At 69.5% G+C, this 22,233-nt stretch carries 20 protein-coding genes and 3 pseudogenes; 11 read left to right on the top strand and 12 right to left on the bottom strand.

Translation table 11 applies throughout. The features are described 5' to 3' along the window. Positions 1 to 86: 86 nt before the first annotated feature. Genes N8I87_RS29410 through N8I87_RS29385 form a run of 6 tightly spaced genes read right to left on the bottom strand, consistent with a single transcriptional unit; the run spans position 87 to position 7,254 of the window. A complete protein-coding gene (locus tag N8I87_RS29410; RefSeq protein ID WP_263213264.1) occupies positions 87 to 1,505 on the bottom strand; it encodes an NAD(P)/FAD-dependent oxidoreductase in 1,419 nt (472 codons plus the stop codon). Between the two features lie 29 nt (positions 1,506 to 1,534). Next, on the bottom strand, positions 1,535 to 2,335 hold the full coding sequence (locus N8I87_RS29405; protein ID WP_263213263.1) for an ABC transporter permease: 801 nt from the start codon (positions 2,333 to 2,335) through the stop codon (positions 1,535 to 1,537). Then, positions 2,335 to 3,258 (bottom strand): ABC transporter permease, encoded by a 924-nt coding sequence (locus tag N8I87_RS29400; RefSeq protein WP_263213261.1) that lies wholly within the window; start codon positions 3,256 to 3,258, stop codon positions 2,335 to 2,337. The genes N8I87_RS29405 and N8I87_RS29400 overlap by 1 nt, the downstream gene beginning before the upstream one ends. 1 nt (position 3,259) lies before the next feature. Further along, positions 3,260 to 4,411: an ABC transporter ATP-binding protein gene (locus N8I87_RS29395; protein WP_263216727.1), complete on the bottom strand. Its 1,152-nt coding sequence runs from the start codon at positions 4,409 to 4,411 to the stop codon at positions 3,260 to 3,262. A 5-nt stretch (positions 4,412 to 4,416) separates the two neighbouring features. Further along, positions 4,417 to 5,664: an ABC transporter substrate-binding protein gene (locus N8I87_RS29390; RefSeq protein ID WP_263213260.1), complete on the bottom strand. Its 1,248-nt coding sequence runs from the start codon at positions 5,662 to 5,664 to the stop codon at positions 4,417 to 4,419. Positions 5,665 to 5,718: 54 nt separating this feature from the next. Continuing rightward, positions 5,719 to 7,254: a gamma-aminobutyraldehyde dehydrogenase gene (locus N8I87_RS29385; RefSeq protein WP_263213259.1), complete on the bottom strand. Its 1,536-nt coding sequence runs from the start codon at positions 7,252 to 7,254 to the stop codon at positions 5,719 to 5,721. A gap of 208 nt (positions 7,255 to 7,462) precedes the next feature. Between N8I87_RS29385 and ybiA the strand changes: the two genes are divergently transcribed. After that, entirely contained in the window at positions 7,463 to 8,023 is a 561-nt protein-coding gene (gene ybiA, locus N8I87_RS29380; protein ID WP_263213257.1) for a riboflavin biosynthesis intermediates N-glycosidase, read from the top strand. Between the two features lie 39 nt (positions 8,024 to 8,062). Here ybiA and N8I87_RS29375 read toward each other — a convergent pair whose 3' ends face one another. Beyond that, positions 8,063 to 8,311: a DUF4190 domain-containing protein gene (locus N8I87_RS29375; protein WP_263213255.1), complete on the bottom strand. Its 249-nt coding sequence runs from the start codon at positions 8,309 to 8,311 to the stop codon at positions 8,063 to 8,065. A gap of 881 nt (positions 8,312 to 9,192) precedes the next feature. Here N8I87_RS29375 and N8I87_RS29370 point away from each other — a divergent pair. Continuing rightward, positions 9,193 to 10,334 (top strand): annotated as a pseudogene (locus tag N8I87_RS29370) (adenosine deaminase). A gap of 19 nt (positions 10,335 to 10,353) precedes the next feature. Then, on the top strand, positions 10,354 to 11,061 hold the full coding sequence (locus tag N8I87_RS29365; RefSeq protein ID WP_263213251.1) for a glycerophosphodiester phosphodiesterase: 708 nt from the start codon (positions 10,354 to 10,356) through the stop codon (positions 11,059 to 11,061). Here N8I87_RS29365 and N8I87_RS29360 read toward each other — a convergent pair. Next, a pseudogene (locus tag N8I87_RS29360) lies at positions 11,043 to 11,700 on the bottom strand (sigma-70 family RNA polymerase sigma factor); the annotation flags it as partial. The gene N8I87_RS29365 and the pseudogene N8I87_RS29360 overlap by 19 nt on opposite strands. Positions 11,701 to 12,084: 384 nt before the next feature. Here N8I87_RS29360 and N8I87_RS29355 point away from each other — a divergent pair. Continuing rightward, a complete protein-coding gene (locus N8I87_RS29355) occupies positions 12,085 to 13,242 on the top strand; it encodes a serine hydrolase domain-containing protein (protein WP_263213250.1) in 1,158 nt (385 codons plus the stop codon). On the opposite strand, the gene N8I87_RS29350 is transcribed toward N8I87_RS29355, so the two are convergent. Together N8I87_RS29350 and N8I87_RS29345 are read right to left on the bottom strand one after the other, a co-directional pair. Continuing rightward, positions 13,235 to 13,756 (bottom strand): hypothetical protein, encoded by a 522-nt coding sequence (locus N8I87_RS29350; RefSeq protein WP_263213248.1) that lies wholly within the window; start codon positions 13,754 to 13,756, stop codon positions 13,235 to 13,237. The two genes, N8I87_RS29355 and N8I87_RS29350, sit on opposite strands and share 8 nt — an antisense overlap. A 159-nt stretch (positions 13,757 to 13,915) precedes the next feature. Further along, on the bottom strand, positions 13,916 to 15,280 hold the full coding sequence (locus tag N8I87_RS29345) for an alkaline phosphatase (protein ID WP_263213246.1): 1,365 nt from the start codon (positions 15,278 to 15,280) through the stop codon (positions 13,916 to 13,918). A gap of 217 nt (positions 15,281 to 15,497) precedes the next feature. Here N8I87_RS29345 and N8I87_RS29340 point away from each other — a divergent pair. Further along, positions 15,498 to 15,753: pseudogene (locus N8I87_RS29340) on the top strand (hypothetical protein); the annotation flags it as partial. 114 nt (positions 15,754 to 15,867) lie between these two features. Further along, positions 15,868 to 16,128, top strand: coding sequence for a hypothetical protein (locus N8I87_RS29335; RefSeq protein ID WP_263213245.1), 261 nt, complete (start codon positions 15,868 to 15,870; stop codon positions 16,126 to 16,128). 344 nt (positions 16,129 to 16,472) lie between these two features. On the opposite strand, the gene N8I87_RS29330 is transcribed toward N8I87_RS29335, so the two are convergent. Further along, positions 16,473 to 17,735 carry a DUF418 domain-containing protein gene (locus tag N8I87_RS29330; RefSeq protein WP_263213244.1) on the bottom strand — a complete coding sequence of 421 codons (1,263 nt, stop codon included), beginning with the start codon at positions 17,733 to 17,735 and terminating at the stop codon, positions 16,473 to 16,475. Positions 17,736 to 17,908: 173 nt separating this feature from the next. On the opposite strand from N8I87_RS29330, the gene N8I87_RS29325 reads away from it, so the two are divergent. Together N8I87_RS29325 and N8I87_RS29320 are read left to right on the top strand one after the other, a co-directional pair. After that, a complete protein-coding gene (locus N8I87_RS29325) occupies positions 17,909 to 18,577 on the top strand; it encodes a response regulator (RefSeq protein ID WP_263213243.1) in 669 nt (222 codons plus the stop codon). Then, positions 18,574 to 19,686 carry a sensor histidine kinase gene (locus tag N8I87_RS29320; protein WP_263213241.1) on the top strand — a complete coding sequence of 371 codons (1,113 nt, stop codon included), beginning with the start codon at positions 18,574 to 18,576 and terminating at the stop codon, positions 19,684 to 19,686. The genes N8I87_RS29325 and N8I87_RS29320 overlap by 4 nt, the downstream gene beginning before the upstream one ends. Before the next feature lie 184 nt (positions 19,687 to 19,870). Here N8I87_RS29320 and N8I87_RS29315 read toward each other — a convergent pair whose 3' ends face one another. Then, positions 19,871 to 20,194, bottom strand: a complete 324-nt coding sequence (locus N8I87_RS29315; protein ID WP_263213240.1) for a hypothetical protein — start codon at positions 20,192 to 20,194, stop codon at positions 19,871 to 19,873. A gap of 256 nt (positions 20,195 to 20,450) precedes the next feature. Between N8I87_RS29315 and N8I87_RS29310 the strand changes: the two genes are divergently transcribed. The 3 genes from N8I87_RS29310 to N8I87_RS29300 are packed head-to-tail and all read left to right on the top strand — an operon-like array spanning position 20,451 to position 22,095. After that, positions 20,451 to 20,663 (top strand): hypothetical protein, encoded by a 213-nt coding sequence (locus tag N8I87_RS29310; RefSeq protein ID WP_263213239.1) that lies wholly within the window; start codon positions 20,451 to 20,453, stop codon positions 20,661 to 20,663. Further along, positions 20,660 to 21,310, top strand: a complete 651-nt coding sequence (locus N8I87_RS29305) for a TetR/AcrR family transcriptional regulator (RefSeq protein ID WP_263213238.1) — start codon at positions 20,660 to 20,662, stop codon at positions 21,308 to 21,310. Before N8I87_RS29310 ends, N8I87_RS29305 begins: the two co-directional genes overlap by 4 nt. After that, on the top strand, positions 21,307 to 22,095 hold the full coding sequence (locus N8I87_RS29300; protein WP_263213237.1) for a nitroreductase family deazaflavin-dependent oxidoreductase: 789 nt from the start codon (positions 21,307 to 21,309) through the stop codon (positions 22,093 to 22,095). Before N8I87_RS29305 ends, N8I87_RS29300 begins: the two co-directional genes overlap by 4 nt. Positions 22,096 to 22,233: the final 138 nt, after the last annotated feature.

Genomic DNA, 22,233 nt, shown 5'->3' with positions numbered 1-22,233 from the left:
GTCAGCAGGAGAGAGGGAGGTCCTCAGCAGGCATTACGCGGGTTGTGGTCCCTCCTTGGAGTGAACCAGGCCACTCCCGGCCGGGCTCAGCTGTCGAAGCCCAGGCCCAGCCGGTCCATCGTCCTCAGCCACAGGTTGCGCCGCCCGCCGTGTGCGTCCGCGCGGGCCAGCGACCACTTGGTGAGGGCGATGCCGGTCCAGGCGAAGGGCTCGGGCGGGAAGGGCAGCGGCTTCTTGCGGACCATCTGCAGGCGGGTGCGCTCGGTGTCCTCGCCCGCCAGCAGGTCCAGCATCACATCGGCGCCGAACCGGGTGGCGCCCACGCCGAGGCCCGTGTAGCCCGCCGCGTACGCCACCTTGCCCTGGTGGGCGGTGCCGAAGAACGCCGAGAAGCGTGAGCAGGTGTCGATCGCGCCGCCCCACGCGTGCGTGAAGCGGACGCCCTCCAGCTGCGGGAAGCAGGTGAAGAAGTGCCCGGCGAGCTTGGCGTAGGTCTCGGGGCGGTCGTCGTACTCGGCGCGGACGCGGCCGCCGTAGGGGTAGATCGCGTCGTACCCGCCCCACAGGATCCGGTTGTCGGCCGACAGCCGGAAGTAGTGGAACTGGTTGGCGCTGTCCCCGAGGCCCTGGCGGCCGCGCCAGCCGATCCCGGCGAGCTGCTGCTCGCTCAGCGGCTCGGTCATCAGGGCGTAGTCGTAGACCGGCACGGTGTACGCCCGGACCCGCTTGAGCAGGCTCGGGAAGATGTTGGTGCCCAGCGCGACCCGGCGGGCGCGCACCGAGCCGTACGGGGTGCGTACGGCCATGCCCGCGCCGTACGGCTTCAGGTCCAGGGCGGGCGTGTGCTCGTAGACACGCACGCCCAGCTGGAGGCAGGCGCGCTTCAGGCCCCAGGCGAGCTTGGCCGGGTGGAGCATGGCCACGCCCCGGCGGTCCCACAGGCCCGCCTCGAAGGTCGGCGAGTTCACCTGCTCGCGCACGGCGTCCGCGTCCAGGAACTCGATGCCGTCGGCCAGGCCCTTCTCCTGCATCTCGCGGTGCCAGTCACGCAGTTCCGACGCCTGGTAGGTCTCGGTGGCGACGTCGATCTCGCCCGTGCGCTCGAATTCGCAGTCGAGGGAGTGCCGGGCGACCGCCTTCTCGATCTCGTCGAGGTTGCGCTCGCCCAGCTCGTGGAGCGTGTGGATCTCGTCCGGCCAGCGGGCGAGACCGTTGGGCAGTCCGTGCGTGAGGGAGGCGGCGCAGAAGCCGCCGTTGCGGCCCGAGGCGGCCCAGCCCACCTCACGGCCTTCCAGCAGCACCACGTCCCGCTGCGGGTCGCGCTCCTTGGCGTTGAGCGCGGTCCACAGTCCGCTGTAGCCGCCGCCGACGACCAGCAGGTCGCAGGTCTCGGCGCCGGTCAGGGCGGGCTCGGGGTGGGGCTTGCCGGGGTCTTCGAGCCAGTACGGGACCGGCTGTGCTTCGGAAAGAGACTTGGTCCAACGGGTCATGGCGCTTGGGGCCATGATTTCAACTCCCTACAGAGTTCTTCCGGTCATGCCTTTTGCTTGTTGCGGCGGTTCGTGACGACCATCGAGGACAGCACGAGCAGTACGGCGACCAGGAACATGGCCGTACCGATGACATTGATCTGGACGGGCGTGCCGCGCTGCGCCGAGCCCCACACGAACATGGGGAAGGTGACGGTCGAGCCCGCGTTGAAATTGGTGATGATGAAATCGTCGAAGGAGAGCGCGAAGGAGAGCAGCGCGCCCGCGGCGATTCCGGGGGCCGCGATGGGCAGGGTGACCCTCAGGAAGGTCTGCGCGGGACCGGCGTACAGGTCCTGTGCCGCCTGCTCCAGGCGCGGGTCCATCGACATCACGCGCGCCTTGACCGCGGTGACGACGAAGCTGAGGCAGAACATGATGTGCGCGATCAGGATCGTCCAGAAGCCCAGCTGGGCGCCCATGTTGAGGAACAGGGTGAGCAGCGAGGCGGCCATGACGACCTCGGGCATGGCCATGGGCAGGAAGATCAGCGAGTTCACGGCGCCGCGTGCGCGGAAGCGGTAGCGGACGAGCGCGAAGGCGATCATCGTGCCGAGCAGCGTGGCGCCGATCGTCGCCCACAGGGCGATCTGGAGGCTGAGGGACAGCGAGCCGCACATGTCGGCGACGCCGCACGGGTCCTTCCAGGCGTCCGTGGAGAACTGCTGCCATTCGTAGTTGAAGCGCCCCTTCGGTTTGTTGAAGGAGAACACCGTGACGACGACGTTGGGCAGCAGCAGATAGGCGAGCGTCAGAAGTCCCGCGATGACGACGAGATGGCGCTTGAGCCAGTTGACGAAGGGCATCAGACCAGGTCCTCCGTCCCGGACCGGCGAATGTAGATCGTGACCATGAGAAGGATCGCGGCCATGAGGATGAAGGAGAGAGCGGCGGCCGTCGGATAGTCCAGAATCCGCAGGAACTGTGTCTGGATGACGTTGCCGATCATTCGGGTGTCGGTGGAGCCGAGGAGTTCGGCGTTGACGTAGTCACCGGCCGCCGGGATGAACGTCAGCAGCGTCCCGGAGACCACACCGGGCATCGACAGCGGGAAGGTGACCTTGCGGAAGGTCGTCCAGGGCTTGGCGTACAGATCGCCCGCGGCCTCGTGCAGCCGGCCGTCGATCCGCTCGAGCGAGGTGTAGAGCGGCAGGATCATGAACGGCAGGAAGTTGTACGTCAGACCGCACACCACGGCGAGTGGCGTCGCGAGGACACGGTCGCCCGCGGTCCAGCCGAGCCAGCTGGTGACGTCCAGGACGTGCAGCGTGTTGAGGGCGCCCACGACCGGGCCGTTGTCCGCGAGGATCGTCTTCCAGGCCAGGGTGCGGATCAGGAAGCTGGTGAAGAACGGGGCGATCACCAGGATCATGATCAGGTTCCGCCAGCGGCCGGCGCGGAAGGCGATCAGATAGGCCAGCGGGTAGCCGAGCAGCAGGCACAGGACGGTCGCGCCGGCGGCGTAGAACACCGAGCGGAGGAACTGCGGCCAGTACTCGGCCAGCGCGTCCCAGTAGGTCGCGAAGTGCCAGGTGACCTTGTAGCCCTCCTCCAGGGAGCCCGTCTGCACGGACGTGGAGGCCTGGTAGATCATCGGCAGCGCGAAGAAGATGATCAGCCAGAGGATGCCGGGCAGCAGCAGCCAGTAGGGGGTCCACTTGCCGCGCTTGCGCGGGGGCTTCTTCTCGGGGGTCGGCGTCAGGGGTGGCGCCTCGGTGACAGCGGCCATCTCAGGCGGCCTCCTCGTCGACCGTCTCCACACCCGCGTCGATGTCCTGGTCCGCGTCCAGACCGAAGGTGTGGGCGGGGCTCCAGTGCAGGACCACGTCCGCTCCCGGCACCAGCCGGGCGTCGCGCTCGATGTTCTGGGCGTAGACCTCGAACTCGGGGCAGACGGCGCTGTCGATGACGTACTGCGTGGAGACGCCGATGAAACTGGAGTCGGCGATCTTTCCGCTGATGTGGTTGCGGCCCTCGGGGATGGAGCCCGCGTCGTCGGCGTGCGTGAGGGAGATCTTCTCCGGGCGGATGCCGACGAGGACCTTGCCGCCGGTCCGCGTCGGGGCCGAACAGCGTGCCTCGGGCAGCACCAGCTTGCCGCCGCCCGCCTTGAGGACGATGTCCCCGCCGTTCTTGCTGTCGACCTCGGCCTTGATGAGGTTGGAGGTGCCGAGGAAGTTGGCGACGAACGTGGTCTGCGGGTTCTCGTACAGGTCGGCGGGCGAGCCGAGCTGCTCGACGCGGCCCGCGTTCATCACGGCGACCGTGTCGGCCATGGTCATGGCCTCCTCCTGGTCGTGCGTGACATGGATGAAGGTGATGCCGACCTCGGTCTGGATGCGCTTGAGCTCCAGCTGCATCTGGCGGCGCAGCTTGAGGTCGAGGGCGCCGAGCGGCTCGTCCAGGAGCAGCACCTTGGGGTGGTTGATCAGCGCGCGGGCGACCGCGACGCGCTGCTGCTGACCGCCGGAGAGCTGGTGCGGTTTCTTGCGCGCCTGCTCGCCGAGCTGGACCAGGTCGAGCATCTCCTCGACCTGCTTCTTGACGCTCTTGATCCCGCGCCGGCGCAGACCGAAGGCGACGTTCTCGAAGATGTCCAGGTGCGGGAAGAGCGCGTACGACTGGAAGACGGTGTTCACCGGCCGCTTGTACGGCGGCAGATGGGTCACCTCCTGCTCGCCGAGGTGCACGGTGCCGGAGGAAGGCTCCTCCAGACCGGCGATCATGCGCAGGGTGGTGGTCTTGCCGCAGCCCGAGGCGCCGAGCAGGGCGAAGAAGGAGCCCTGTGGCACGGTCAGGTCGAGCGGGTGTACGGCGGTGAAGGAGCCGTAGGTCTTGCTGATCCCGGTGAGGCGGACGTCGCCGCTGGTGTCTGTCGTCATCATCGTCACGCCCCTGTGAGCTTCGCGAACTTCTCTTCGTAGGCCGTCTCTTCCTTCTGGCTCAGCGAGCGGAAGGAGTGGGACTTGGCCTGCATGGCCTTGTCGGGGACGATCAGCGGGTTGTTCGCCGCGTCCTTGTCGATCTTGGCAAGGTAGGGCTTCACGCCTTCTACGGGAGTCGCGTAGTTGATGTACGCGGCGAGCGCGGCGGCCTGCTCCGGCTCGTAGTAGAAGTCGATCAGCCGCTCGGCGTTCGTCTTGTGACGCGCCTTGTTGGGAACCAGCATGTTGTCGGTCGACGTCATGTAGCCGCTGTCCGGGATGATGAAGTCGACGTCCGGGCTGTCGTGCTTCAGCTGGACGATGTCGCCGGCCCAGGCCACGCAGGCCGCGATGTCGCCCTTGGTCAGGTCCGAGGTGTAGTCGTTGCCGGTGAAGCGGCGGATCTGGCCCTTGTCGACGGCCTTCTGCAGCCGGGCTATGACGGCGTCGAAGTCGTCGTCGGTGAACTTCGCCGGGTCCTTGCCCATGTCGAGCAGGGTCATGCCGATGCTGTCGCGCATCTCGGACAGGAACGACACACGGCCCTTGAGCTTGGGGTTGTCGAGCAGGTCGGAGACCGACTTCACCTCGATGCCGTCGAGCGCCTTCTTGTTGAAGGCGATGATCGTCGGGATGCCCTGCCACGGGTACGAGTAGGCGCGGCCCGGGTCCCAGTCGGGGTTGCGGAACTGCGGCGACAGGTTGGTGTACGCATGCGGCAGGTTGGACGGGTCCAGTTTCTGGACCCAGCCCAGACGGATCATCCGGGCGGCCAGCCAGTCGGTGAGGACGACGAGGTCGCGGCCGGTGTCCTGGCCCGCGGCGAGCTGCGGCTTGATCTTGGCGAAGAACTCGTTGTTGTCGTTGATGTCCTCGGTGTACTTGACCTGTATGCCAGTCCGCCTGGCGAACGTCTCCAGCGTCGGGTGGTGCTTGCCGCTGTCGTCGAGGTCGATGTACTCGGTCCAGTTGGAGAAGTTGACGACCTTCTCCTGCTTCGAGTGGTCCTCGGCGGACGTGCCGCCCTGGGTCTTGCCGGCCGCGGGGATGCCGCAGGCGCTCAGCGCCCCGAGTCCACCGACCGTGAGCGCGCCCCCGGCGGAGGCGCGCAACAGCGACCGGCGGGTCATGGCCGCCCTGCCGTTGCGGAGGCTGCGCCGCACGGCGGCCGCTTGGGCCGGGGTCAGGCGGTCGGGCTCGTACTGCTCCATGCGCTTGGTGCCCTTTCGGGAGGTGGCGGCCGCGGGTCATGCGGCCTGTTGTCGCTAGCGGTCCCCGAAGATCGTGCGGTGCCAGTCCTTGCGGACCACCGCCGCGTTGTCGAACATAACGTGCTTGACCTGCGTGTACTCCTCGAACGAGTACGTTGACATGTCCTTGCCGAAGCCGGACTGCTTATAGCCGCCGTGCGGCATCTCACTGATGATCGGAATGTGGTCGTTGACCCATACGCATCCCGCCTTGATCTCGCGGGTGGCGCGGTTCGCCCGGTAGACGTCCCGGCTCCAGGCCGAGGCGGCGAGGCCGTACGGGGTGTCGTTGGCCAGCCGGATGCCCTCATCATCACTGTCGAACGGCAGAACGACCAGCACCGGACCGAAGAGCTCGGACTGGACGATCTCGCTGTCCTGGGGCGCGTCCGCGACGAGGGTGGGCCGATAGTACGCGCCGTTCTTGAGCTCCCCCTGGGGAGCCTCACCGCCGGTCACCACGCGCGCGTAGGCACGCGCCCGGTCGACGAAGGCCGCCACACGGTCGCGCTGGACGTGCGAGATGAGCGGGCCGAGATCGGTGCCGGCGGCGAACGGGTCGCCGAGCCGGACGCTGTCCATCAGTTCCGCGGTCTTCTCGACGAACGCGTCGTACAGCGGCCGCTGCACGTACGCGCGCGTGGCCGCCGTGCAGTCCTGCCCGGTGTTGATGAGCGCGCCGGCGACCGCGCCGTTGACCGCCGCCTCCAGGTCCGCGTCGTCGAAGACGACGAAGGGGGCCTTGCCGCCGAGCTCCAGGTGGATGCGCTTGACGGTGGCGGTGGCGATCTCCGCGACACGCTTGCCGACCGCGGTGGAGCCTGTGAAGGAGGTCATGGCCACGTCGGGGTGGCCGACGAGGTGCTGACCGGCCTCCTTGCCCGCGCCGGTCACGATGTTGACGACACCCTCGGGGATCCCGGCGTCCGTGGCTGCCTGGGCGAAGAGCAGTGAGGTCAGCGGCGTGAGCTCGGCGGGCTTGAGCACGATGGTGTTGCCCGCGGCGATCGCCGGGAGGATCTTCCAGGCGGCCATCTGGAGCGGGTAGTTCCAGGGTGCGATGGACCCGACGACGCCGATGGGTTCACGGCGGATGTAGGACGTGTGGTCGCCCGAGTACTCACCGGCGGACTGCCCCTGCAGATGCCGGGCCGCGCCCGCGAAGAACGCGATGTTGTCGATCGTGCCCGGGACATCGAACTCGCGGGTCAGCTTGAGCGGCTTGCCGCACTGCAGGGACTCGGCACGGGCGAATTCCTCGGCGCGGTCGGCGAGCACGGCGGCGAAGCGGTGCAACGCGTCGGAGCGCTCGCCGGGGGTGAGGCCGGCCCAGCCCGGGAAGGCGGCACGGGCCGCGGCGACCGCCGCGTCCACGTCGTCCGTCCCGGCCAGTTCATAGGTGTACACCTCCTCGCCGGTGGCGGGGTCGACCACGGGGTGGCGGCGGCCGGACGTGCCCTTGGTCAGACGTCCGGCAACGAACTGTGCACCGTCCGCGAGGCGCTCCCGCGCCGGGAATCGTTCCGGGGTCGCGGTGCCCGGGTTGTCCATGTCGCTCTCCTCCGCCGTCGTCCCGTCCCAGGGGGTGGGTGGCGTAGCTCCAGCTCGATTTGAGTGCCGATCCTGACAGAGCAAGGGGAGTCCAACAAGTGATTCCGTTGTTGCCTTTTGGTTACGCGACGGAATCTGTCGACCAGGTGTCGAGTCGGCGCGGAAAAGGCAGGACGGAGTGTCAGTGGTGCGTGCCACACTCGCGTGCATGGGGAAGATTGACAGTTTGGACGCCCTGACCAGGGAAGTTCACGCAGGCACGCGCATCAGGTACCTGTGCTTCTGGGGGCACCGGCCGCGCCCGGACGGGCAGATCGGGGCGGGCTGTCTCAGTCAGTGGTGGCCGTCACCGTTCGTGGTCGACGATGTCGCCTACGCGACGGCCGAGCACTGGATGATGGCGGGCAAGGCGCGGCTCTTCGGGGACGCGGAGGCGGAGCGACGGATTCTGGCGGCCGGCCATCCCTCCGAGGCCAAGAAGGCCGGGCGGCTGGTGCGCGACTTCGACGAGGCGATATGGGAGCGGGAGCGCTTCCGGATCGTCGTGGAGGGCAGCGTCCACAAGTTCACCGCGCACACCGATCTGCGCGGGTTCCTGCTGAACACGGGCAACCGCGTCCTGGTAGAGGCGAGCCCCGTCGACCGTGTGTGGGGCATCGGGCTCGCGGCGGACGACGAGGCGGCGATGCACCCGGAGCGGTGGCGGGGTCCGAACCTGCTGGGGTTCGCGTTGATGGAGGCGCGGGAGAGGATCGCCCAGGGTGCCTGAGGCCTCGCGTACGGGCGTCAGGTGCAGGTTGTACGAGCGTCAGGTGGCGTTCGCGATCTCGAACGCCACCATCACCAGGGCGAGGACGATGCCCGCGGAGCCGCAGATGATGCCGGCCAGGGACTGACCCGGGTTCGTGGCCTCACCGCGGCGGGCCTTGGCACGGCCGATCCCGCCGAAGATCACGCCCAGCACGCCGAGCACGAGGGCCAGGGGCCACAGGCAGAAGGTGATGGCCGCCAGAATGCCCAGCACCAGTCCGGCCGTACCCATGCCGTTGCTCGGCATGGGCTGCACACCGGGCCATCCGTAGTAACCGGCCGGGGCGCCGTGCGGTGCCGGGTAGCCGTACCCGGGGGGCCCGCCCGGGGCGCCATGAGGTGCCGGATAACCGTACCCGGCGGGCCCGCCCGGGTAGCCGTACGGCACCTGACCCGGGCCGTCGGGGGCTATGGGCGGCGGCGGAACGAGGGCGTCCTGGCGGTGAGGGCCTGTCGCAGCGGGCGGGGCGAAGGGATTTCCCGCGGCCGAGGCGGGGGCGGGCGGGGGAAGGGGGTCCCGGCAGGGGACTCGGGGGTCGGCGGGGCGAACGGGTTCGGTGCCGGGGACGCGGGGCTCGGCGGGGCGAACGGGCTCGGTGCCGGGGGCGTCGGGGACGCGAAGGGGTTGGCCCAGGCCGGGGGTGCGGGCTCGTTCGGGAAGGACGCGATGGTCTGCTGGTCGTGGACGGAGGGCGGGGGCGGGGTTCCGGTCCCGGTCCCCCCGGAGAACACCGTGTCACCGGGGCCGGGGCGGGCCGCCGGGGCGTCGTCGGCGGGGGGCGCCCAGGGGTCGGGGTCGGGCCGGTGCGTTGCCGGTGGGACGGGGTCTTCGGCCGCAGTCTCGCCGGCGGGCTTGTCCAGGGGCACCCCGGGAGCCGCGCCCCACGCGGGCGATCCGGGCGTCCCGGACGACGGGACATCGTCGGCAGGTCCCCGGTCGGCTGGCGGCGCCCAGGGACCCGGGGAGCCCGAGTCGTGCGAACCCGGGGAGCCTGAGTCGTACGAGGTGTCGTCCCGAGGAGTCGACCGGTTCTCGGCGGTGTTCTCCGGTGACTGCGGCACCTCGTCGGCCATTGCCTGGGATCCCCTCTGCTCTGCGTCCCGTCATGCTACGGGTCGCTCCTGCCGCTGTCGGGCCCGGCCTACGATGACCCGGATCACCGATCAGCCGATCACCCGCGCCCGGACCACGGTCCGCCGGCGCCGTTCCCGGGGAGGAACCCTTGACCGACACCGCCGCCCGCGATCCGCACGCCTTCATCGCCGGACTGCCCAAGGCCGAACTGCATGTCCACCACGTCGGCTCCGCCTCCCCCCGTATCGTCTCGGAACTGGCCGCCCGCCACCCCGACTCCAAGGTCCCCACCGACCCCGAGGCCCTGGCCGACTACTTCACCTTCACGGACTTCGCCCACTTCATCGACGTGTATCTGTCCGTCGTCGACCTCATCCGCACTCCGGAGGACGTACGTCTGCTGACCTACGAGGTGGCACGTGACCTGGCCCGGCAGCAGGTGCGCTACGCCGAGCTGACCATCACGCCATTCTCCTCGACCCGGCGCGGCATCGACGAGCGCGCCTTCATGGACGCGATCGAGGATGCCCGGAAGGCGGCCGAGGCCGAGTTCGGGACCGTGCTGCGGTGGTGCTTCGACATCCCGGGCGAGGCGGGTCTGGAGGCCGCCGAGGAGACGACACGGCTCGCCACCGACGACCGGATCCGCCCGGAGGGGCTGGTGTCCTTCGGGCTCGGCGGTCCGGAGATCGGCGTACCGAGGCCGCAGTTCAAGCCGTACTTCGACCGTGCCATCGCCGCCGGGCTGCGGTCCGTACCGCACGCCGGCGAGACGACGGGCCCCGAGACGGTCTGGGACGCCCTGCGGGAGCTGGGCGCCGAGCGCATCGGGCACGGCACCAGCTCGGCACAGGACCCGGAGCTGCTCGCCCACCTCGCCGAGCACCGCATCGCCCTGGAGGTCTGCCCGACCTCCAACATCGCCACGCGCGCGGTCCGCACGCTCGACGAGCACCCGATCAAGGAGTTCAGCCGGGCCGGGGTCCTGGTCACGATCAACTCCGACGACCCGCCCATGTTCGGCACCGACCTGAACACCGAGTACGCGGTGGCCGCCCGGCTGCTCAAGCTCGACGAGCAGGGCCTGGCCGGCCTGGCGAAGAACGCGGTCGAGGCCGCCTTCCTGGACGCGGCGGGCAAGGCCCGGATCACGGAGGAGATCGACACGTACACCTCTGCGTGGCTCGCGCCCTGACGCCCCGCACAATGGGCCCATGCAGACCCTGACCGCCGTGGCCCACCGCGGCGACCCCTACCGCTTCCGCGAGAACACGCTCGACTCGCTGCGTTCCGCGCTCCAGCAGGGCGCGGACGCGGTCGAGTTCGACGTACGGCTCACCCGTGACGACGTACCCGTACTACTGCACGACGAGACGCTGAAGCGGCTGTGGGAGCACGACCGGCCGCTGCGGTCACTGTCCGCGGACGAGGTGCGCGGGCTGACGGCGGGCGGGGTGCCGACGCTGGCGGACGCGCTCGCCGCGACGGACGGCAGCCGGGTGCTGGTCGACCTGCCGGGGCGGGTCGACCGCCGGACCGCACGCGCCGTCCTGGACGTCGTCCACCAGTGCGGCGCGCGGGACCGGGCCTACTACTGCGCGGGCGCCGAGGCGATGCTGGCGGTGCGCGCCGCCGACCCGTCGGCCGAGATCGCCCTCACCTGGACGAGCCTCGCGCCGCCGCGTCCGGCGGTGCTGGAGGCGGTGCGCCCGCGCTGGCTCAACTACCGCTTCGCGCTGGTGGACCACGACCTCGCCGCCCGTGTCCACCGCGGCGGCCACCTGCTGTCCGTCTGGACCCCCGACACCCGCCGCTCCATGCGCCGCCTGGTCGACCTGGGCGTGGACTCGATCACCACGAACCGCATCGACACCCTGTGCGCGCTGCGCGAAGCCGACGGAGGCTACACGCGCGAGCGCTGAGCGACCGTCGCCGCATCGGCCGGGGTCGTCCGGGTGACGTACTGCGGTACGGGTGCGGAGTCCTTGCCGTTGTCGCGCACCAGGCCGTAGCGGATCGCGCCCTGGGCAGGCCCGGTGCCGATGTCCTGGTCGACCGCGTCCCAGGTCGACGGGAAGACGATGATGCCGTAGTCGCAGCCCCGTTCGTTCTGGGTGAGGGTGACCGTGCCGTCGAGGTAGAAGTACTCGTTCTGCCACATCTGCTGGGTGCCGTCGGGCGGCACGGCGTACCCGATGGCCGGGCCGCCCATGCCGGTCGCGTAGCCGTCAGGGCTGCCCGCGAGCGCGTCGTCCATCCGGCGCCCGCCGCCCGACGCGACATGGAACAGCCTGCCCTCCAGTCCGGTCCAGGCCCGCATGACCAGTGCTCCGGACCGGTTCTTCGGCGATATCTGCCAGCGGACCAGGACGTACCCCTTGCCGCTGAGGGTCACGTTGTCCCCGCGGTGCTGCATGACGGCCTTGGCGCCACCGGTGCTGGTGATCCCGGTCTCGGGGCCGCGCGCTCGGGCTGGGGGCCCGGTCGACGGCGTCGACGACCGATCCGTAGAGCTCCGCCTTCCCGGTCCGGCGCGGGACAGAGGGCGAGGCGGACGGCGCCCGCCGGTCACCCACCTGCGCGGCCTCGATGGTGGCACGCCACTGCCGCCCGTGCACGTCCGTCCTCACGCCCGCACCCTCTCAACCGGGGACGTGATGTTGGCAATGTCCGGGATCACAGTGCGGAGACGGAGTGGGTGCCTCCGGAATAACACTTTTTCGCCGCCCGCGCTCTCCGCCCTAGCGCACGCTGTCCGACGCCTTCTCCGGAATCCGCGGCACTTAGGGGGCCACCCGGACAACCCCCTTATGGAACCGGCGACTTAGTGGGGGGACACATCAGGGCCACATGCCCTCCCCGCCGACGATCCGGGCGCCGGCGCGCGGCCGGAGGATGATCACGAACTTCCCGCAGTCCGGCCCCGATCTCCTCAGGAGCACCCGATGCGTGTCAGTCACCGCACCACCGTCCTCGCCGCCTCCTCCCTCGTCCTCACCCTCTCCCTCGCGGCGACCCCGGCCTTCGCCACCACGGCCCCGGCCTCCGCACCCACCATGACCGCCAAGGCCGCCCCGGACGCCGAGTCCCTGCGCGCCGCGATCGCGAGTCTGCCCGACGCGGACGCCACCGTCGCGCTGGTCCGGGTCGGCGGCACCGACGGCAGCTGGCGCGGCAACGCGGGCGTGCACGACCTGGCGAGCGGCCGGGCGGCGGACCCCGACGCCCGCTTCCGGGCCGGCTCGACGACAAAGGTGGTGACGGCGGCGGCCGTTCTCGAACTGGCCGCGCAGGGCCGGATCGACCTGGACACGCCGATCCAGCACTACCTCCCGGACCTGCTCACCCCGGCCTTCGAGCCGATCTCGGTACGGCAGCTGCTGAACCACACCAGCGGCATCCGGGCGGGCGACGGCTGGGGCGACTCCTTCGAGGACCAGTACGCGCACCGCTTCGACACGATCACCCCGGAGCGGGTCGTGAGGTCGGCGGTGGCCAAGGGGCCGGAGTTCTGCCCGGGCCGGAAGCAGGACTACCTCAACATCAACTACACGATCCTCGGCCTGCTGATCGAGAAGGTGACGGGACACTCGTACGCCTCGGAGGCCACGCGGCTCGTGCTGCGCCCCGCCGGAATGCGGGACACGTACTTCCCGGGCACCGACCCCGGTATCCACGGCCCGCACAACCACGGCTACCAGACGGTGAAGCGGCCCGACGGGACGACGGAGTTCGTCGACGTGACGGAGTGGAACCAGGCGGACCGGTGGGCGGCCGGTGACATGATCTCCACGACGGCGGACCTGGAACGCCTGCTCACCTCTCTCTTCCGGGGCCGGATCGTGCCCGGACCGCAGCTGGAGGAGATGTTCACGGTCCCGGCGGGCATCAAGGGCGCCACCTACAGTGCGGGGCTCCAGCGGTTCGAGTACCAGGGCCGGGTCTACTGGCTCAAGTCCGGTGCCCGGTACGGCTACAGCGCGGTGCTCGGCGGGACCCGTGACCTGAGCCGCACCCTCGTCTACTCGGTCGGCTCGACGGACGCCAAGGGCGAGGACATGAACCCGGTGGCCCAGCGGATCGCCCTGGCGGCGCTCAGGTAGCGAGCGCGGTCGCGGGAGCCGGGGTCAGCGCCTCCAGCCGCTTGATCTTCTTCCGTACGACGTACAGCGGGACGACCCCGAACACCCCGAACGACATGTCGATCAGGGTCCACCAGAAGGGGATCTGACGGACCGGTCCGCAGATCAGCGCGAGCGGGATGATCCCTGCACAGGCGATCATCCCGAATTCGACCACCCAGATGTTGCGGACCGGATCCCGGTAGGGCCCGTAGAAGGCGACGGCGATGACGAGGTGCGCGAACGCCAGCCAGTCCGTGCCGTACAGCACGAAGGGGTACTCGGCATCGGCGGTGTCCAGCCCCTGCCTCACCCGCGAGATCCAGTCCATCAGTCCGGGCAGATGCTGCGGCACGGACAGGGACCGCAGGACGTCCTCCGTCCACCGCAGTTCGTGCACCAGCGGAAAGGCGGTGGCACCACTGAGCACCAGACACACGACGAAGAAGACCAGCCAGACGCGAATGCCCTTGAGCAGGGTGGCTCTGTCGCTCATGAGCAGAGCGTACGCCGAGAATTGAACATGTTCAAAACTGAGGAGTCTCGTCGGTCTCGCGACACTGAGAGAGCGTGCCGCCGGCGGGCGGCACGCTCTTGCGCTGGTGCAGGGGTGAGAGGGGGCGGCGGTTGCCGTTGCTCTCCCCCTCTTTCGGGGTCAGCGCAGGCGGAGTGCCTCGCGGATGGTGGTGAACAGGTCGGTCTGGTTGGTGACGCCGAGCACGCGGTAGGCCAGCGGGCCCTGGGCAGCGATGCGGACCTGGGTGCCGGTGTGCTCCTGGGACCGGCCCGGGGTGTTGGTCGAGTAGTTGACCTTCAGCTGCTGGCCCTCGTTGGTGACCAGGGTGGAGGACAGGCCGGGCGGGGTGGCCTCCAGCGGGACGATCTGGCTGGTGTGGCCGTGGTCGGCGGTGGTGACGACAAGAGTGTCGGGGTGCTTGGCGGCGTAGGCGCGGGCGACCTTCACCGCACGGTCGAAGGCGGCCGTCTCGCCGATCTGGCCACAGGGGTCGGCGGCGTGGTCCTGCTTGTCGATCGAGGCACCCTCGACCTGGAGGAAGAAGCCCTGCTTCGAGTGCTTCTGCTTCTGCTTGGCCTCGAGCAGCTGGATTGCCCTGGTGGTGGAATCCACGAGGCTCGGGGTCGTCGACGACCGGTTCGGGTTGGAGGTCACGCACCGCTGCGGGTCCGTGCCGCCGACGGCCGCCGCCTTGCCGGTCCACTCGACCGGGACGTTGCCGGAGGCGAACAGGCCCAGCACCGGCTTGCCGGACTTCACGCTCTTCAGGCCGGAGTTGTCGGTAACGACCTGGTAACCCAGCTTCCGCGCCTGCTGGGTTACGGTGAGGCCCTTGTACTCGCCGTCGGTGACGGTCTGGTCGAACCGCTGCTTGCCGCCGCCGAAGAGCACGTCGACCTTGTGGTTGACCTCCTGCTCGGCGATCGAGCCCGGACCGTCGGCGGCGATCGTGTCGGCGGGGCACTTGGCCATGTCGGCCGGACCCTGGCAGGAGCGGTCGGTGGCGTGGGAGGCGAGCACGGCCGGGGTGGCGTCGGTGAGTTCGGCGGTGGTGACGTTGCCGGTGGCGTACCCGTTCTTCTGCGCCAGCTCCAGGAGGGTCCGCACCGGCTTGTCGGTGCCGGGGGTCTTGGAGATGCGACCGTTCATGGTCTTCACGCCGGTGGCCCAGCCGGTGCCGCTGGCGGCGGAGTCGGTGACGTAGTCGGGGGTGCCGTCGGCGTGGACCGCGTACGTGGTGTAGGCGCCGGTCAGCGGGAACTTGTCCATGTTCAGGCGGCCGTTGGCGCCGACGGTGTAGTCACGGGCGAGGGTGATCTCCGAGTCGCCCATGCCGTCACCGATGAGCAGGATGACGTTCTTCGCCTTCCCGCCCTTGATCGCGTCCTTCGTCTGCTGCGCGTTGTCGAAGGCACCGGCGGCGGAGGTGACAGCCACGGCGGCCGTGGTCGCGGCGACCAGGACAGTCGCGACCATGAGGTGACGGCGGGTGGGTCTGTGCATGAAATGACTCCTGGAACGTCCGATGGAAGTTGCGGGTACCAACGGGAGCCAGATGACCAGGCGTTGGCAAAGCAGAGGTAAACGACTGATCATCTGAATGCATCCAGGGCATGACACACATCAGGGCGGCCCAAACCGTGTCCAGTGCTGTCGCCCACGCAGGGCATGAAGGGCGACGGGCGGGAAGAAGCGGAGCGTCAGTGCCCGTGTGGGCCCGGGACGCGGGCTGGGCCCCACCTCGGCGGTCGCCGACTCGAAGCAGACGTGCTGTGCACCTGTCTGTCAGCCGCACGCTCGCCGGACTGCTCACCAACTCCCTCATGGGTTGGTCGTGGGCCGACCCGGTTGCCGCCGTAGTCATCTCCACCGTTGCCCTGAAGGAGGGCGTGGCGCTGCCCACCGCTGGACCAGACCGGCTTCATCGTCGCCCGTCGTGGAGCCAGGTCGGGTTCGTCCCCACCGCGCCGGGATGAGAAAACTCCTCGTCACAACGGCTGTGACCAGGATTGCTAGTTGACACAAGGCACCCTTCGCGACCTGCGCGGATGCCAAGTAGTTCCAGCAACCGCAGGGACAGCATCAGAGAGATGGTCGGCACCTTGGTACAGCGCAGGCCAGGAGGGGTGTCGATCGGAGACATGTGGTTCACGAGCTACTTCTTCGAGATCGAGGAGATCGAGTTCACCTTCGACCCTTGCGACGTTGTGGATCCAAAGACCTTCGAGTCTGTGCGCGACTTCGTTACATGGCTGGGAACTGCCACGGGCCGAGAAGTCATCGTCACTATGGAGACCACCGACCACTCCACCATCCCCGCGCTCCTTCGATGGCGGCCGCAAGACTCTTGATATCCGCTCTTCCTGCAGCCTTGACGCAGAGTCGATCTTGGTGTCAGGAATCGATTGCGAGTGTCACCCAGAAATCCTCGCCACAACGTGTGACCAGGATTGCTAGTTGGCATCAGGCAATGTTCGTGACCTGCACTGATGCCAAGTAGCTTCACTGACTGGCGGCGCCGAATCAGAGAGATAGTTGGCACTTTGGTACAGCGCAGGTCACGAGCGTGTCGCCGCAGCCCGGGATCGCTCGACGGCGTCGCCGGCGCGGGGCGGCGACCCGGACAGGGGACCAACCTGGCTCCGACAGCGGTGACTTCCGTCGCGTAGCCCCGCACGGTGGCAGCGGAGCCGCCTTATTTGATGTTCCGTGCCGGCCGGGTGGCGAGATGGAGAAGTTGTTCCAGGGGGCCGCGCCGGAACAGCCGGGTCCATACGGTCGCCAGGAGCGTGGCGGCTGCGATGAAGCCGAGCAGCACCGTGAGGGCGGACAGGGTCTGGCCCTCGATCGCGGCCACGTACCAGACGTCGCTGAAGAACCACAGCGCGACGATGTGCAGGGCGTAGACGGTCAGCGCCATCATGCCCACCGCGGCAACGGGTCTGGCCAGGCGCGTCAGGCGCGGCATCCGGTCGGCGACGGTCAGGCACGCGGCGACCACGGCGAGGGCGACCCCGGTGTTACCGACGATGGAGAAGGTCGTCTGGCTGTGCGGTGCGGCCACGAGCAGCCAGGCGAGCGGGGGGTGGTCCTCGGGTTCGCCGACGGTGTCGGACCACCACGCGGACGATGCCGAGCCGCCGTCCGTGGCGGAGGCGACGGCGGACAGGGCGTGGGGGACCAGGCGCAGGGCAAGCCAGGAGCCGCCGTAGCCCAGCACGGAGAGCGCCCCGCCGGCGAGTGCGAGGCGAGATCTGATGCCCGGCCGTGCGAGGTCAAGCCTGGCAACCGCCATGCCCGCGATCAGGAACGGGATCCAGGTGAGCACCGGATACTCGCCATTGAACAGGAGTTCGATGACGCCGTCGGTGCCGGTGGTCAGGGCCAAGGGGTCACGGGCAGTGACGATGTCGGCCCAGTTCCCGTCGTCGATGGACGTTCTGATCACGTACAGGACCTGGGGCAGTATCAGCGCACTCGCGGCAGCGATGAGGGCGAGCGTCCCCGCCCGCAACCGGTACAGCGGGAGGACGGTCAGGAAGAGCAGAGCGTAGAAGCTGAGGATCACGTCGACCTGGGTGTCCAGGGCGGTCAACGCGTAGCCGAGCGCGAGGAGGACGACGGCACGGATCACGATCCTGGCCACTGCCTGCCGGCCTGAGCGCCCGGTCCGGGGATGCGGGCGGCCCGTGATGATGACCACCGAGAAGCCGGCGAGCAGCGCGAAGAGGGCGGAGGAGCGGCCACGTGCCGTCTCCAGCAGGAATCCCACCGGGCCGCCGACCGTCACGTCGGGGCCGACGTGGGCGGAGTACATGCCGAAGACCGCGAGGCCGCGGGCCAGGTCGATGCCGATCAGTCGCCTCGTCGAGGGCCTGTCGGAGGGGACGGAGGTTTGGTCACCCTCAAGCGGCGGTGACACGTCTGTCGGGAACACCGACGGTGCTTTCTGACTCATGCCCAATGCATTCACCCAAGACCCGCCCTATCCTCCCCGGCAGCTTTCCGGAGGCACCCCGCCGACCGGCCGAGGCCACGCCGCCAACCGACGGGAATCTCGCTTCGGTCGCGGACGGGTGGCGCCCACAGGGGTAGGGATCGAGCAGCAGGCATGCGACGAGCGGAGCGCACGTGATCCGTGTACTGGTGGTCGACGACGAAGCCTTGGTCCGCACGGGCTTCACGCACATTCTCAACAAGGCGGACGACATCGAGGTCGTCGCGGCTGTACCCGGCGGCCAGGCCGTGCAGACGGTGCGGGAGCTGCAGCCCGACATCGTCCTGCTCGACATCCGGATGCCGGACGTGGACGGGCTCACCATTCTGGCGGACCTTCGCCGCATGCCACAGGCCCCGGTGGTGGCCATGCTCACCACGTTCGACACCGACGACTACGTGGCGACCGCCCTGCGCTCGGGCGCCGCCGGGTTCCTGCTCAAGGACACCGACCCCGAGCAGCTTCCCCACCTGGTGCGCACCCTGGCCCAGGGCGGGACGGTGCTGTCGTCCGAGGTCACGCGCATGGTGGTGGACAGCTACCTCAACAACGGCGTCCGCGAGCCCGCCGCCGTCCGCCTCGCCGCCCGGCTGACCGAACGCGAGCAAGCTGTCCTCCTCCTCATGGCCGAAGGACTCGCCAATCCCGACATCGGCGAACGGCTGCACCTGAGCACCGGCACCATCAAGGGCCACGTCACCAACGTCCTCGGCAAACTACAGGTCAGCAGCCGCCTGCAGGCGGCCCTGATCGCCGAACGCGCGGGCCTGCTCACACCGGCCCAGAACGAGGGCGCCCGGTGAACGCCCGACGGACGCGAGCCCTACTACTCGACACCGCCCTCGTCGCGTTCGCGCTGGCGGACGCCTGGGCTCATGTCGATGCCGGGGAGCAACCGGCCACGGCTTGCGCGCTGCTCGGCGCCCTCGCCCTCATGTTGCGTCGCCACCTGCCACTGACGACCTTTCTTCTCACGCTTCCCACCGCCCTGGTCACCGAGGCGGCGGTCGCCCCCATGGCCGCGCTGTACACACTCTCCTCACTCAGCCGCAACCGCCTCCTGCTGGGAGGCTGCGCCCTGAGCTATGCGATCACCGACTTCTTGCCGTGGCCGTGGTCGTCCCTGAGATCCACCGAACTGGTCCAGACGGACGGCCTGTTCCACGTCAGCCTCGCCCTGGCCACAGCGGCCGCTCCCGTCTTCCTGGGCCAACTTGTCCAGGCCCGGCACGAACTTTCTCTGCGGCTCGCCGAGATTTCCGAGGCCCGCGAGCACGAGCGGCTGCTGACCGCCCAGAGCGTGCTGGCGAAGGAGCGCGCACAGCTTGCCCGGGAGATGCACGACGTGGTCTCCCACCAGGTCAGCCTCATCGCCGTACAGGCGGGAGCACTCCAGGTCGGCGGCCGGGACGCCGAGACGAGACAGGCCGCGGCCACGATCCGCCGCCTCAGCGTACAGACCCTGGAGGAACTGCGGCACATGGTCAGCGTTCTGCGGGCCTCCGGCAGCAGTCCCACGGAACTCACCCCCCAGCCTTCCCTCGCCGATCTGAAGCGCCTCGTCGACGCAAGCGGCATCGAAGCGCAGTTGGAGACCGACCTGCCCGACGAGCTTGCACCCACGGTCCAGCGCGCCGTTTACCGCACTGTGCAGGAAGCGCTGACCAACGTCCGCAAACACGCCCCTGGCGCCACAGCGACCGTGCGTATCCACCGCAGGGACGGCGCCCTCCGGACCACCATCACCAACACGGCACCCACGCGAAGTGCACTCGCCCTGCCGAGCGCGAACCACGGCCTGGTCGGCCTGACCCAACGGGCCGAGCTCCTCGGCGGCACCGTCACATCCGGCCCCACGCCTCAGGGGGGCTACGAGCTCTGCCTGGAACTGCCCGTCGAGCGGAACCGGTGAACGCCCGTGCCGAGAGGGCGGGATTCGGCTGCCCCCAGCCGCTCATGGTGTCTCCTTCCATGGACGAGAGTTCTCCCCTCGCCGTGCCATCACGTTCCTCGCCCCGGATGAGCCCTTCAAGTCGGAGAATCGGGACGAAGCCGTCTCTTTACTGATCCGGATGGACCGGGGCGTGCGGGGGTGCCTACTGGCGCCAGACGCAGTGGAGCGCGAGGGCGGAGCAGCAGTATGGCGAGCGGGAGACTCCCGGTGGGTCGCGCGGCGCGGCGCCGCCCGTGCCGGGCGCCGAGGCCGGGGTGACGGCGAGACAGTCGGTCCCGGGCTCAAGGAAGTGGCTCGCGGGCTCGAGGAAGCGGTCGTCGAGGGCTACGGACCGCGGCCGGTCGGCGGCGTGATCGATGTGCCCGTCCGCGTGGTGGGGAGCGAGCCTGCCGGCGTCCGCAGCGTGCTCCCAGACATCGACCGCCAAGGCGCCGATGTGCGGGCCCTCGAACGACGCACCATGCACCGCTCCCCCCAGGTGAACAGCGACTGCCACAACGAGGCCGAGCAACAGGCCGAGCCGGCCCGAACCCCTGCCGGTTCCCGTGCAGGTCCGCAGTCCGATCACATGCGCAGCGTATTCGACCGAGCACTGTCCGTCATACGCTCAGCCATCGCAGGCCCCTTCTCACGGGCGTCGCAGGACTGTCTTGACAGCGTTATGAACGCACGCTCATTATTGAGTTATGAGCCTGCGCTCATAACTCTGGCAGGGAGGATGCATGCGGTTGAGGCTGCGACGGGACCTGGTCATCGCGGTGTCCGCGATTGCGGTGGTCGTGCTCGTGCACGTCCTGCTGACCTTGGAAATCGTGCGGGTGGGCCAACGGTGGCTCGGCGGCATCACTGTCGGGCTGCTGGTCGCCGTCGCGGCCGCCCTGCACGTGGCCGCCTTCCGTCGGCTCGCCGTGCGCCGCGGACGGAGGTCCCCGTGAGCAGACCACTGCCCGCCCGCGTCCAGTCCGCAACGGGCGGTGACACCGAGGCCGTACGCGAGCACATTCTCACCGCCGCCTACCGGGTCGTCGCCCGGGACGGGCTCGCCGCGGCCTCGACCCGGGCCATCGCCGAGGAAGCGGGCCTGGCGGGCGGCACGCTGTACAACTACTTCGGCAACCGGGTCGGGCTCGTGGCCGCCGCGATCGTCCACCGTGCGCGCACTATCACCGACCCCGTCGCCGATCTGCCTGCCCGGGCCGGAATCGGCACCCTCGCCGAGAACCTGGAGTACTTCGCCGACCAGGCGTCGACGGTGCTCGGCGAACTGGTGCCCCTGTTCGCCGCCGCGTTCTCGGACACCGCGCTGCTGGCGGAGGTCCGCCGCCGGATGGCGGAAGTCGGCATGCTCAGCGACCCGGCCACAGCCGTCGAGCAATACCTCGTCGCGGAGCGTCGTCTCGGCCGCATCGCCGCCGACGCGGACTGCAGGGCCGCCGCATCGATCGTCGTGAGCATGTGCCACGACGACGCCTTTCAGAGCTATTTGCACGGGGACGGCGCGGGGCGGCGGTCCCGGCGGCGGGAGATCGAGCTGGTCGTGCGCTCGCTGACCGGCTCCCAACCCTCAAGGAGTGGAAAGTGATCTACCTTGCGATAGCTGTGACCGCGGTCGCGGTGTTGACGCTGCTTGTGCTCGCGGTCGTCTACCGCGTGCTGAAGTCCGCCCACAGCCGGCCGACCGGCGCCGCGCCGCACCAGCACAGCCGCTTCGACCGCGCAGTGCTTTCCCAGGTAACGCGCGCCATCAGGCTCCTGGTCCGCTCCGGCGTCCGGCTCGGCCCGGTGATGATGCTGACGGTGCGCGGCCGCAAGAGCGGCGAGCCGCGCACCAACCCGGTGGACCTGTTCGAACGCGACGGACGCCGGTGGCTCGTCGCCACCCACGACGCGGACGCGCAGTGGGTGCGCAACCTCCGTGCGGCCGGCGAGGGATCAGTCTCCCGCGGACGCCGACACTACGCCTTCACCGCGGTGGAGTTGTCGCAGGATGAGGCCGCGGTGGTACTGCGAGAAGTCCTGGGGCCCCGGCTGGCCCGGCCCATCGGCGGCTTCGTCCTGCGCCGGACACTCGCCCTGCCGCCGGGCGCCACGCCCCAGGCGTTCACCGCGGCCGCTGCAGAGCACCCCGTGTTCGAACTCACCCTGCGCGGTGCGGGCGTGGGCGAGCAGCAGGAACGGCCCGTCGCACGGCGGCCGGTCAACGTCCCCGCTCTCACCATCGGTGCCGGCGTCCTGGTTGCTCTCGCACACGTCGTCCTGGGGGCAAGCGGCGTGATGACCACCGGGCAGTGGGCGAGCGGGGTCGTGGTCGGCCTGCTGGTGGCCGGCCTCGGCAACCACCTGCGGATCTTCGGACGCCGATCCTGAAGCCCCGGGGCACCGGCCCACGGAGGTATTCGGGCCGCACCGGTCGTTGACCCGCTCTTCGGCGAGGTCGTCCCGGTCTCACGCGGCACGCGTAGCCGTCGTCGTCTTGGCGATCTCCTGCAGGACAGGGCTGCAAAG

Origin of the sequence: Streptomyces sp. HUAS 15-9 (genome assembly GCF_025642155.1) — a bacterium.
GTDB lineage: Bacteria > Actinomycetota > Actinomycetes > Streptomycetales > Streptomycetaceae > Streptomyces.
Note: the sequence above shows the minus strand (reverse complement) of the source record. Positions and strands in the feature narration are given on the sequence as shown.

Bases quoted from the DNA above. Each gene is read 5' to 3' on its own strand.
- N8I87_RS29350 (WP_263213248.1), bottom strand. From the start codon at position 13,756: ATGAGCGACAGAGCCACCCTGCTCAAGGGCATTCGCGTCTGGCTGGTC.
- N8I87_RS29330 (WP_263213244.1), bottom strand. From the start codon at position 17,735: ATGAGTCAGAAAGCACCGTCGGTGTTCCCGACAGACGTGTCACCGCCG.
- N8I87_RS29310 (WP_263213239.1), top strand. From the start codon at position 20,451: ATGCGGTTGAGGCTGCGACGGGACCTGGTCATCGCGGTGTCCGCGATT.
- ybiA (WP_263213257.1), top strand. From the start codon at position 7,463: ATGGGGAAGATTGACAGTTTGGACGCCCTGACCAGGGAAGTTCACGCA.
- N8I87_RS29385 (WP_263213259.1), bottom strand. From the start codon at position 7,254: ATGGACAACCCGGGCACCGCGACCCCGGAACGATTCCCGGCGCGGGAG.
- N8I87_RS29355 (WP_263213250.1), top strand. From the start codon at position 12,085: ATGCGTGTCAGTCACCGCACCACCGTCCTCGCCGCCTCCTCCCTCGTC.
- N8I87_RS29390 (WP_263213260.1), bottom strand. From the start codon at position 5,664: ATGGAGCAGTACGAGCCCGACCGCCTGACCCCGGCCCAAGCGGCCGCC.
- N8I87_RS29405 (WP_263213263.1), bottom strand. From the start codon at position 2,335: ATGCCCTTCGTCAACTGGCTCAAGCGCCATCTCGTCGTCATCGCGGGA.
- N8I87_RS29375 (WP_263213255.1), bottom strand. From the start codon at position 8,311: ATGCCGAGCAACGGCATGGGTACGGCCGGACTGGTGCTGGGCATTCTG.
- N8I87_RS29345 (WP_263213246.1), bottom strand. From the start codon at position 15,280: ATGCACAGACCCACCCGCCGTCACCTCATGGTCGCGACTGTCCTGGTC.
- N8I87_RS29335 (WP_263213245.1), top strand. From the start codon at position 15,868: ATGGTCGGCACCTTGGTACAGCGCAGGCCAGGAGGGGTGTCGATCGGA.
- N8I87_RS29410 (WP_263213264.1), bottom strand. From the start codon at position 1,505: ATGGCCCCAAGCGCCATGACCCGTTGGACCAAGTCTCTTTCCGAAGCA.
- N8I87_RS29365 (WP_263213251.1), top strand. From the start codon at position 10,354: ATGCAGACCCTGACCGCCGTGGCCCACCGCGGCGACCCCTACCGCTTC.
- N8I87_RS29395 (WP_263216727.1), bottom strand. From the start codon at position 4,411: ATGACGACAGACACCAGCGGCGACGTCCGCCTCACCGGGATCAGCAAG.
- N8I87_RS29400 (WP_263213261.1), bottom strand. From the start codon at position 3,258: ATGGCCGCTGTCACCGAGGCGCCACCCCTGACGCCGACCCCCGAGAAG.